Raw genomic sequence first — 1,759 nt, forward strand, 5'->3', positions numbered from 1 at the left:
TGGAAAAAGTGCTGAAAAACATCATCCGCACCCGGTTCCTCTATCCCCGTGTGCGGCCTTACAAAACCGAAAACTTCTATGCGCTGCTTAGCGCCAGAAAGGAGGCGCAGCCGATTGCGAAACAGCAGAAGGGCCGGAAAGCCCGCAGGCAGAAAGCCTGAAAAGCAGGGTCTTACCGGCCTGTTCACGAAAGGAAAGAACATTCCCACCACCGCCCAGCAGACCCTCCCTTACCGGGAAATGTACCGGGACGGGGTGTGCCGGGTAGCGGACCGCTATTACACCAAAACCATTGAATACGAGGACATCAACTACCAGCTCGCACAGTCCGAAGATCAGGCAGCCATCTTTGACGGGTGGAGCGCCTGCCTCAACTACTTTGACAGCAGCCTTCCGTTCCAGCTTTCCTTCCTCAACCACCGGAGCCGCCCGGGCAGCCGGTACAGCGTGAACATCCCCATGCAGGACGATGATTACAACAGCGTCCGGTGTGAGTATGTGGAAATGCTGGAAAACCAGATCGCCAAAAGCAACAACGGCATTGTCCGCACAAAGCTCCTGACCTTCGGCGTGAATGTGGACGACCTTCCCACCGCCAGGGCAAGGCTGGAACGTGTAGAGGCGGACATTTGCGGGAACTTCAAAAAGCTGGGCGTCAAGTGCCGCTCCCTTTCGGGGCTGGAACGGCTGGAGCTTCTTCACGGGCAGCTCCACCCTGGCAGCGGCTCCCCCTTCCGGTTTTCATGGGATATGATCCCCAAAACCGGGCTTTCCACCAAAGACTTTATCGCCCCGGACAGCTTCGACTTCCGTTTCAGCCGTCTGTTCCGGGTGGGGACGACTTGGGGTGCCGCCTCCTACTTGCAGATTTTGGCCTCGGAGCTCTCGGACAAGCTGCTGGTGGAGCTTTTGGAAATGGATGCGGAAATGACCATCACTCTCCATATCCAAACCGTCGATCAGGCCGCCGCCGTAAAATCCATCAAGGCCAAAGTCTCCGACATTGACAAGATGAAGGTGGAGGAACAAAAGAAGGCAGCCCGGTCAGGGTACGACATGGACATACTTCCACCCGACCTTGTAACGTACAGCAACGACGCAAAGACCCTCTTGGAAGATTTACAGAGCCGGAATGAGCGAATGTTCCTTCTGACCTTCCTTGTGGTAAACATGGCCCCGACCCGCCGGGAGCTGGACAATGACCTGTTCACGGTGTCGGGTATCGTCCAGAAATACAACTGCACCTTGAAGCGGCTGGACTTCCAGCAGGAGGATGGTTTTCTTTCCAGCCTTCCGCTGGGCCATAACGGCATTGAGATCAAGCGCGGCATGACGACCAGCTCCACGGCCATTTTCGTTCCCTTTATGACGCAGGAGCTCCGCATGGATGGCGAAGCCGTCTATTACGGGCTCAACGCACTTTCCCATAACGTCATCATGGCGAACCGGAAAAAGCTCAAAAACCCCAACGGCCTGTTCCTCGGCGTGCCTGGCTCCGGCAAATCCTTTGCCGCAAAGCGGGAGCTTGTGAATGTGTTCCTTGCCACAAAAGACCGCATTATCGTGGTGGACCCGATGGGCGAATATTCGCCCCTTATCAGGCGGCTGGGCGGACAGGTCATCGAGATCGCCCCGGACAGCCCCCACCACATCAATCCGATGGACATTGATTTGAGCTTCGACGAGGAAAACCCGATGGCGCTGAAAGCCGACTTTATCCTGTCGCTGATGGAGCTGATCGTTGGCGGCAAGGACGGCT

Annotated in this window: 1 protein-coding gene and 1 pseudogene; both read left to right on the forward strand. The window is 56.4% G+C overall.

What is annotated here, in order from left to right; translation table 11 throughout:
- Window positions 1–161 (forward strand): annotated as a pseudogene (locus tag DXB70_RS14485) (PrgI family protein); the annotation flags it as partial.
- Window positions 162–240: 79 nt separating this feature from the next.
- Window positions 241–1,759: VirB4-like conjugal transfer ATPase, CD1110 family (locus DXB70_RS13925; protein WP_182448458.1), on the forward strand; the 1,519-nt coding region annotated here is incomplete at its 3' end.

This window comes from Clostridium sp. OM05-5BH, from assembly GCF_003481505.1.
Lineage (GTDB): Bacteria > Bacillota > Clostridia > Lachnospirales > Lachnospiraceae > Otoolea > Otoolea fessa.